Here is a 9,736-nt window from a genome sequence, read left to right as displayed (position 1 = left end):
TCCAGTGGAGTCCCGAGGGGATGTGCCCCCGCTTGCCATCCCGCGCGGGAGCGGCGCACCCGTTCCGACGAGGTCGCCCAGGTTCCAGACCCGCGTTGTGTCGCGGGTCGTGCCTGGCCCGCAGGCGCAGGGAGGTGCGGGGTGTTGGATGAACTGTCTTTCAGCCCGAGAGGGCTTGCGGGACTGGGTATGCCGCGATGGGTTTGCGTCCGAGGGCTCGGGTGGAATGAGGCGCGGTTGTTGTGTGATTGTTGTGTGGGCCAGCGGTTGTGTCTTCCATTGCTGGCTCCTTCTCTGTCCATGGAGGCCTCTCGTGTCGAACAAATCCGTGCTCGACGGCTTTCGTCGTCAGTGTGCCCTCAATCCCAGTGCCCCCGCGGTGGTGGGGCTCCGTGAGCGCCTCTCCTATGCGGAGCTGGACGCGAGGAGCAGCAAGGTCGCGGCCCATCTCCAGGCGCGAGGTGTCGCCAGGGGCTCCTTGGTGCCCGTGGTGACCGAGCACTCGGAGAGCCTCATCGTCGCTTTCCTGGCCGTCATGAAGGCGGGCGCGGCGTACGTGCCCATCGACAAGGCCTTCCCGGACCGCCGCAAGCAAGCCATTGCCAGCCAATGTGATGAGCCCCTCGTGCTCTCCACCACGTCCTCGACCATGACGTTGCCGGGCTGGGAGGTGCAGTCCCTCGATGAGCTGCTGCGCCAGGCGCCCGTGAAGGCCTTCCGTGAAGTGGACATCCAGGGGCATGACGCGGCCTATGCCATCTTCACGTCGGGGACCACGGGGCAGCCGAAGGGCGTGGTCATCGAGCACCACTCCCTGGCGAAGCTGGTGCGGTGGCACAACGCCCGGTTCGACATGGGGCCTGGCAGTCACACGCTGTTGATGGCCAGCGTGGCCTTCGATGTCTCGCAATGGGAGGTGGGCTCCGCCCTGGCGGCGGGGGCTTGCATCCACGTGCTCACGGACGACATCCGTCTGGACGTGGGGGCCTTGCTGGCGTTCTACGCCGAGCACGGCATCACCCACGCCTTCCTCCCGACGGTGATGGTGCCAGACTTCGTCGGAAGGTCCGCACACCAGAAGCTGGCCCTGCGCTACCTCTTCACCGGGGGCGAGAAGCTCCATCCGGTGGAGACCGAGGGACTCTCCTACACCCTGGTGGACTATTACGGACCGACGGAGACCACCATCTTCGTCACCCACCGGGTGGTGGAGAGCAGGCGCCTGAACCGGCCCGCCTCCATCGGGACGCCCGTCGCCGGCGCCGAGGTCTTCATCCTGGATGAGCGACTGGAGGTGGTGCCTTGGGGGGAGGCGGGGGAGTTGTGCATCGCGGGTGACTGCCTGGGGCGCGGCTATCTCGGAGATGCCGCGCTGACGGCCGAGCGCTTCGTCACGCCGCCTTCGCTCGGTGGCCGCGTCTATCGCACGGGGGACCTGGCGCGTGGGCTGCCGGATGGGAGCATCCAGTTCCTCGGGCGACAGGATGAGCAGATCAAGATTCGCGGCAATCGCGTGGAGATGGGCGAGGTGGAGTCCGTCCTCATGCGCGGCCCGGCGCTCAAGGCCGCCGCGGTACTGGTCGATGACTCCGCGGGTCCCTCCAACAAGCGACTGGTGGCGTTCGTCTCGCCGCGTGACACCCAGGTCCCCACCTCGACGCTCATCGCGAGCCTGAGGGCGGCGCTGCGCGTGGAGCTGCCCGACTTCATGCTGCCTGGCCAGTACCTCTGTCTGGCCTCGCTCCCCACCACCGCCAATGGCAAGACGGACAAGCAGGCCCTGCGGGAGATGCTGCGGACCTCCACGGTGCGGACGCAGGGCGAGGAGGCGTTCTCCGGCGAACTGGAGAAGAGCCTCGCCAGCGCCTGGACGGAGGTCCTCGGCCACTCCGGGTTCACGGCGGACGACAGCTTCTTCGAGGTGGGAGGGCACTCGTTGCTGGCCTCCACGCTCGCCGCCAGCGTCTCCCGTCGTCTCGGGTTGAAGACCTACATTCGTGACGTCTACGAGCATAGGACCGTTCGGAAGCTCGCCTCGGCGCTGGAGCCGCGAGCCGCGCACGGGGGCGCGATGCATGACCCGGAGCCCCTGCGCGCGCTCCGGGAGGATGTCTGGCTCCTGCCCGGCACGGACTTCTCCTCGGGCTTCGACCCCGGACGGCTCGCGCGGCCGCGGCACATCCTGCTCACGGGGGCCACGGGCTTCGTGGGCGTCCACCTGCTGTCGGAGTTGCTCTCGCGCAACGACGCCGACGTCCATTGTCTGGTGCGCGATGTCAGCGACGCGCTGGGACGCGCGCGGCTGCGACAGGTGGTCGACCACTATCAGGTGCCGCTGAGCGAGCGTGACTGGGAGCGGGTGCGGGTCCATGCCGGAGACATCGCCGCGCCCCGCTTCGGGATGTCCGAGGAGGACTACCGCCAGCTGTCCGCGTCGGTGGACGTCATCTACCACTCGGCCGGCGCGGTGAACTTCATCGAGCCCTATTCCCAGATGAAGCGCGACAATGTCGAGGGCGTGCGGCAGGTGATTGCCTTCGCCGGCCATCAGCGGGTCAAGGCGCTGATGCTGTTCTCGACGCTCTCCATCCACAGCTGGGGCAACCGGCTCACCGGCAAGAAGGTGATGCGGGAGACGGACGACATCGACCAGAACCTCCCCGCCGTCATCTCCGACATCGGCTACGCGAGCAGCAAGTGGGTGATGGAGAAGATCGCCGACCTCGCGCAGTCGCAGGGACTGCCCTTGATGACGTTCCGTCTGGGCTACGCGACGTTGCACAGCCGCACGGGCGCCTTCGCCAGCTACCAGTGGTGGGGACGGCTGGTCAGCACCTGCCTCATCCTGGATGCCGTCCCGGACCTGCGGGGGCTGCACGAGGGGTTGACCACGGTGGACTACATGACGTCGGCGATCGCCGTGATTGCCCGCGACCCGAAGGGGCTGGGCAAGAAGTTCCACGTCGCGCCCGCCCCGGAGCACGACCTGACGCTCCTGGAGTTCTTCGAGCGGGTGGGAAAGTCCCTGGGACGTCCCCTGCCGGTGGTGCCGTTCAAGGAATGGGTCTCCCTGTGGGACACGGACCCCGAGGCGCCCATCTTCCCGTTGCTGAGCATCTTCAGGGACCCGTTGAGTGGGGGACAGGCGATGGTGGAGCTGTACCAGGACAACTACGTCTGGGATTGCACCCATGTGCGCCAGCACCTGGCCGGCTCGGGGATTCAGGAGCCCACCTTCACCCCCGAACTGCTCGGCTTCTACCTGGACAAGGTGCGCGGCAGCCCGGGGATGATGTCCTGGCGTCCCAAGCAGCGGTGGAAGGCGGCGGGCTGAGGCCGTTGCTCGAACCCGCACGTCGCTTGGCGCTATAAGTGGCGGCGGAGGTGCTGCCATGGCCGCGCCCGAGCCGAAGCGAGTGGTGGGGAGGGGGCGGGGGCTCCCTCCTCTGGTGCCCGTGTCGAGGGACACGGCGCCTCCGCTGTCCTTCGCCCAGCAGCGCCTGTGGTTCCTCTCTCAGGTGGACGCGGGAGGCTTCTCCTACAACGTGCCCTTCTTCGCGCGGCTCCAGGGGCGCCTGGATGTCCCGGCGCTGGAGCGCGCGTTGTCGGACCTGGTGCGACGGCACGAGTCCTTGCGCACCACGTTCGGCGAGGAGGCGGGGCGGCCGGTGCAGCACATCCTGCCAGACGTCGCGGTGACGCTGCGGGTGGCGCAGGTCGCCGACGAGGCCGAGGCACGGCGCGAAGCGGAGGCGGAGGCGCGGCGCCCGTTCGACCTGGGCACGGGGCCGATGCTGCGCGCCCGGCTGCTGCGCGTGGCGGAAGACGACCACGTGTTGCTCCTGATGCTGCATCACATCTCCTGCGACGGATGGTCGCTGGGCGTGCTGGAGCGCGACCTGCGGGAGCTTTACGCGGCCCACACCGAAGGGCGCGCGCCCGTGTTGCCCGCGCTGCCCATCCAGTACGCGGACCACGCGGTGTGGCAGCGCGACTGGCTGAAGGGGGAGCTGCTGGATGAGCAGCTCGCGTGGTGGACGGAGCTGCTGACGGGAGCCGCTCCCTCGCTGGAGCTTCCCCTGGACCGGCCCCGACCTCCCGTGCAGACCTTCCTGGGCGCCACCGTGGCGGTGCCGCTGTCTCCATCGCTCTCCCAGGCGGTGAAGGCCCTGGGGCGCGCCGAGAGCGTGACGCCGTTCATGCTGCTGCTCGCGTGCTTCCAGGTGTTGATGTCGCGCTACAGCGGACAGCGTGACGTGGTGGTGGGGACGCCCATCTCGGGACGCAACCGGCGCGAGCTGGAGAACCTCATCGGGTTCTTCGTCAACACGCTCGCGCCCCGTGTGGACGTGGACCCGGAGGAGTCCTTCCGTTCGCTCCTGGGCCGGGTGCGGCAGGTGTGTCTGGGCGCCTATGCGCGACAGGACGTCCCGTTCGAGACGCTGGTGGAGGCGCTGCGCCCGCCGCGTGACTTGAGTCGCTCGCCGCTGTTCCAGGTGATGTTCGTCATCCAGGGGCCGCGCTCGCTGCCGTCGTTGCCGGGGTTGGTGGAGCAGGAGGTGTCCTTCGACTCCGGCATGTCGAAGTTCGACCTCATCTGCTTCCTGCGCGAGACGCCCGAGGGCTGGGTGGGCTTCTGGGAGTACAACACCGCGCTGTTCGACGCGGCGACGGCGCGGAGGATGGCGGGGCACTACGTGACGCTGCTGGAGGGACTGGTGGCTGACCCGAGCGTGCGCGTCGGTGATGCGCCGCTGCTCGCGGAATCGGAGCGGCGGCAGCTGCTGCGCGAGTGGAGTGGGCGCGAGACACCGGACGCTGTCGCGGGGCTGATGCACGCGTGGGTCGAGGCCCAGGTGGCGCGCTCGCCTGACGCCGTGGCGGTGACGGATGGCGTGGCCTCGCTGACGTACGCGGAGCTGGAGCAGCGCGCGAATCAGCTCGCGCATCACCTGCTCGCGTTGGGGGTGAAGCCTGGGAGCACGGTGGGCCTGTGCCTGGAGCGCGGCGACCTGGAGATGCCGGTGGCGGTGCTGGCCACGCTGAAGGCGGGCGCGGCGTTTCTTCCCCTGGACCCGAGCTATCCGGCCCAGCGGCTGGCGCAGATGCTGGAGGACACGGGCGCGCCGGTGGTGCTGGTGCAGGGAGAGCTCGGCCGCGCGCTGCCCGAGCATCCGGGGACGAGGCGGGTGCGCCTGGAGGATGAGGCCGCGCGAATCCGGACGAGGCCCGGACAGGCTCCAGCGCTGTCCCTGTCTCCCGAGACGCCCTGCTACTTCGTCTACACGTCGGGGAGCACGGGGCGTCCCAAGGGCATCCTCATGTCCCATCGCGCGGTGGGGAACATGCTGCGGTGGCTGCTCGCGCGCACCGTGGACCCGGGTGCGACGACGCTGCAGTTCGCGTCGCTGAACTTCGATGTGTCGTTCCAGGAGCTGTTCGGCACGTGGTGTCTGGGCGGCACGGTGTTGCTGGTGGTGGAGGCGGAGCGCAAGGACCCGGTGGCGCTGCTCGGGCGCATGGTGGCGCATGGAGTGGGGCGCTTGTATCTGCCCTTCGTGGCGCTCCAGGCGCTGTGCGAGGTGGCGCAGCATGAGGCGAGGCTGCCGCCCCTGCGCGAGGTGGTGACGGCGGGTGAGCAGTTGCAGGTGACGCCCGCGCTGGTGTCCTTCTTCGAGCGACTGCCAGGCTGCGTGCTGGAGAACCAGTATGGCCCGTCGGAGGCGCACGTCGTCACGGCCTGGAGGGCGCGAGGCCCGCCATCGACCTGGCCAGCGTTGCCTCCCGTGGGGACGCCCATCTCCAACGTGAAGGTGTACGTGCTGGACGAGCGGGGCGCGCCGAGCCCCGTGGGCGTGGTGGGAGAGGTGTACGTCGGCGGCGCGAGCCTCGCGCCCGGGTATTGGGGCAGGGCGGAGCTGACCGCGGAGCGCTTCATCCCGGATGCGCTGAGCGAGGTGCCGGGGGCTCGGCTGTATCGCACGGGCGACAAGGCGCGGTGGCTCGGCGACGGGAACCTGGAGTTCCTGGGGCGCGTGGACGGACAGGTGAAGGTGCGTGGATTCCGCGTGGAGCTGGGCGAGGTGGAGGTGGCGCTGAAGGCGCTGCCGGGTGTGAGGGACGCGGTGGTGGTGGCGAGACAGGAGGATGGCGGCGAGAAGCGACTGGTGGGCTACGTGGTGCACGAGGCGCCGTGTGACGTGGAGGTGCTGCGCGGGCGCCTCGAAGCACGGTTGCCGGAGTATCTGGTGCCGAGTGTGCTCGTGCGCCTGGACACACTGCCCCTGGCTCCCACGGGTAAGGTGGACCGCAAGGCGCTGCCCGCTCCGGGCTCGTTCCAACGCGTGGCTCGCGAAGGACACCAGGAACCTCGCGACGCACTGGAGCGCGCGCTGGTGGGCGTGTGGGAAGAGGTGCTGGGCGTCCGCCCTGTCGGCGTGACGGAGGACTTCTTCGCGCTGGGAGGTCACTCGCTGATGGCCATCCGGTTGCTCGCGCGCATCCGTGGCGTCGTGGGCAGGAGCCTGCCGGTGGCCGCGCTCTTCCAGCGCGCGACGGTGGAGCACGTGGCCTCGGTGCTGCGACGTGAGTCGTCGTCCTGGACGCCGCTGGTGCGACTGACCGAGGGACGTGGACGTCGGCCCTTCTTCTGCGTGCATCCGGTGGGCGGCACGGTGCTGAGCTACACGGAGCTCGCGAAGCACTTGGGGCCGGAGCAGCCGTTCCACGGGCTCGAGTCACGCGGGCTCGATGGTGAAGCGCCGCCCTGCGAGAGCATCCCCGAGATGGCGAGCCTCTACCTCGCGGCGATGCGAGACGTGCAGCCGCACGGGCCCTATCGGCTCGGAGGCTGGTCGATGGGCGCCAGCATCGCGTGGGAGATGGCGCAGCAGCTCGAGCAGCGAGGAGAGCGGGTGGAGGTGCTCGCGCTCATCGACGGCTTCGTGCGTCCGTACGATGGAGACGGCGCCGCGCCAGGGCACGACGAGGCGCAGCGCTTCGGTGAACTGTTCCATCTGGACCTGCTGCGAGCGATGGGACATGGCGAAGCGGCCCAGAGCGCCGAGACACCCGAGGCACTGCTGCGCATCCTGGACGCTCACGCTCGAGAGCAGGGGAGTGGCGTCACACCGTCACTCAGTGCCCTGCGCCGCGTCTTCGAGGTGAACCTGTTGGCCGCGTGGAGTTACGTGCCTCGGCCCTACTCAGGGCCCGTCGTCTCCATCGAAGCGACGGGCACGCACCGAGTTCACGGCTGGGAGCAGGTGGCGACAGGCGCGCTCACCGTGCACGCGATTGCGGGAGACCACTACTCCATCCTGCGCGCCCCCGACGTGGGACAAGTGGCCTCGGTCCTTCGGGGCTACCTGGTCGAGGTCGACGACAGTCCGTAGCCGGAGCGCCTGGCGCCGCGACGCAGCCACCACACGAGCAACGGACCGACGATGAAAATGATAGGGACGCTGTAGGTGAGCAACAGGTAGCTGAAGCTGTCGCAGTCGCACCCAACAATCGTGAACTGCATGCCTCCCCCCCTTTCACAGGCGACCTCAGTACCGCCGGGCGCTCGCCTCGGGGGCGGCGCCACGGATGCGCCAGACCGTGAGGCGCTGCGAGTTGGTGTGGCTCACCACCATGCCGTCCTGCTGCATCTGCTCCAGCAGGCGGTGGGTCTTCAGTCGGTCCAGCCCCACGGCCTTCGCCAGCACGTCACCGGGCAGGCCGGTGATGTTGCTGCGCAGCTCGTTGACGATGGCCTTCTTGAACTCGCTCTTCTGCAGGCCGTCCAGGTCCTGCGTCCTCCACGCCTGGAGGATGCCCGCGGCGATGAGCACCAGCGTCAGCACCGCCACCAGCGGGTAGATGATGTGGCTGTTCTGCTCCAAAATCTCGAAGTACTTCGGAGACATGGAGGAGACGGGACGGGTGTAGTCCGGCACCGCCTGGGCGAGCAGGACCGACGACAAGGTGGACGCGAGGGAGATGGACACGGCCCCCCGACTCTAGGGGGAGCCATGCCCACCTCGCAACCCGCACGCCGCGTCAGACGATGCCCATCGACTCGGACGCCCCTTCTGCGAACAGCGTGGTGTCCGCCTTCGCCAGGAGGGTCTGCAGCCCGTCGCGCGTCTGGGCGCTGATGGCCACCCCGCCCCGCGAGCGAAGCAGCGACTCCACCTCCTCCGCGGAGAGCAGGTCCGCCTTGTTCCACACCATCAACCGGGGCTTCTCCATCAACCCCAGCGACGACAGGATCTTCTCCACCGCCTCCACCTGGTCGTCGCGCGCCGGGTCGCCCGCGTCCACCACGTGCAGCAGGAGGCTCGCGTCGTACAGCTCCTCCAGCGTCGCGCGGAAGGCCGCCACCAGGTCCTTGGGCAGGTCCCGGATGAAGCCCACCGTGTCGGTGATGATGACCTCGCGCTCCTGCGGGAAGCGCAGCCTGCGGCTCGTCGGGTCCAGCGTGGCGAACAGCTTGTTCTCCGCCAGCACCTGCGCGTTCGTGATCGCGTTGAGCAACGTGGACTTGCCCGCGTTGGTGTACCCGACGATGGAGATGACCGGCAGCTCGCGGCGGTTTCGCTGCGCCCGCCGCACGCTGCGCTCCCGGCCAATCGTGTCGATGCGCTTCTCCAGATGCGTGATTCGCTCGCGCACCCGGCGTCGGTCGATTTCCAGCTTCGTCTCACCGGGGCCGCGCCCGCCGATGCCGCCCGCGAGCCGGCTGAGCGAGTCATCGCTCTGCACCAACCGCGGCAGCCGGTACTTCAGCTGCGCCAGCTCCACCTGGAGCTTGCCCTCGGCGCTCTGCGCGCGCTGCGCGAAGATGTCGAGGATGAGCTGGGTGCGGTCCAGGACCTTGAGGCTGGTGGCCTCGCCGATGTGGCGCCCCTGCGAGGGGGTGAGGTCCTTGTCGAAGATGAGCAGGTCCACCATGGACTGCATCGAGCGCAGGTTCAGGTCCTCCAGCTTGCCCCGCCCGATGAGGTAGCGAGGGTCCGCCTCGCGCTTCACCTGGCGCACGCTGTCCACCACCTCCACGCCCGCGGTGCGCGCCAGCTCCCTGAGCTCCGCGAGGCTCGCCTCCGCCTGCGCCCGGTTGCCGTCCAGGCACACCGCCACGAGGATGGCCTTCTCCCGCCCACTCACCGCGCGCGCCGCCGCCTTGCGGTTGAACTCCTCCTCCAGCGCGTCCAGCGTGTCGATGAGGTCCGGCTGCTCCAGGTGCACGGAGGGCAGGGTGGTGACCTGCCAGAACTCACCCGTGCCGTTCTCCGGCACGAGGTGGGCGTAGTGCAGCACGCCCGGCAGCCCCTCCTGTCCCACGCCCACCGCGGCCACGCAGTCCAGGCGCAAGAGCGCCAGGTCCGTCAGGTCGTCCTTGGTGAGCGGCTCGCTCTTGAGGTGCGTGTGCACCAGCCGCAGGCCACGCAGACGCACCTGGCCCGCACGCGCGCGGCCGATGTCCGGCAGCTCCAGCTTGTGGGCATTGCCCACCACCACGTGCTCGATTTCCCCCTTGCGGTTGATGAGCACGCCCACCTGTCGGTTCGTCTCGTGGGACAGCTCGGTGAGGTGGCGGGCGAGCTCGGGCGACACGATTTCGTGAGGCGACACGCGCCGGCGGAAGGTGTTCCGCAGCCGGTGTTGCTCGTTCGCCTTGAGGCCCAGGGTGTTGCCGTAGATTTCCTTCAAACGCTTGCTCTCCTGACGGAAGCCGGCTGACCCCGTCCTT

4 protein-coding genes are annotated in these 9,736 nt (G+C 69.0%); 2 read left to right on the top strand and 2 right to left on the bottom strand.

The window, feature by feature from the left end; genetic code table 11:
• Window positions 1-313 precede the first annotated feature (313 nt).
• Together OWM54_RS13215 and OWM54_RS13210 are read left to right on the top strand one after the other, a co-directional pair.
• Complete coding sequence (locus tag OWM54_RS13215) at window positions 314-3,334, top strand: amino acid adenylation domain-containing protein (protein ID WP_267697739.1); 3,021 nt, start codon at window positions 314-316, stop codon at window positions 3,332-3,334.
• Window positions 3,335-3,392: 58 nt separating this feature from the next.
• Complete coding sequence (locus OWM54_RS13210) at window positions 3,393-7,394, top strand: non-ribosomal peptide synthetase (protein WP_267697738.1); 4,002 nt, start codon at window positions 3,393-3,395, stop codon at window positions 7,392-7,394.
• 156 nt (window positions 7,395-7,550) lie between these two features.
• Here the strand turns inward: OWM54_RS13210 and OWM54_RS13205 are convergent, their stop codons facing one another.
• Together OWM54_RS13205 and hflX are read right to left on the bottom strand one after the other, a co-directional pair.
• On the bottom strand, window positions 7,551-7,991 hold the full coding sequence (locus OWM54_RS13205) for a hypothetical protein (protein WP_046711455.1): 441 nt from the start codon (window positions 7,989-7,991) through the stop codon (window positions 7,551-7,553).
• A gap of 52 nt (window positions 7,992-8,043) precedes the next feature.
• Window positions 8,044-9,696, bottom strand: coding sequence for a GTPase HflX (hflX, locus tag OWM54_RS13200; RefSeq protein ID WP_267697737.1), 1,653 nt, complete (start codon window positions 9,694-9,696; stop codon window positions 8,044-8,046).
• Window positions 9,697-9,736 lie beyond the last annotated feature (40 nt).

Source organism: Myxococcus sp. MISCRS1 (assembly GCF_026626605.1).
GTDB lineage: Bacteria > Myxococcota > Myxococcia > Myxococcales > Myxococcaceae > Myxococcus > Myxococcus fulvus.
This window is presented reverse-complemented; position numbering and strand designations above follow the sequence as displayed.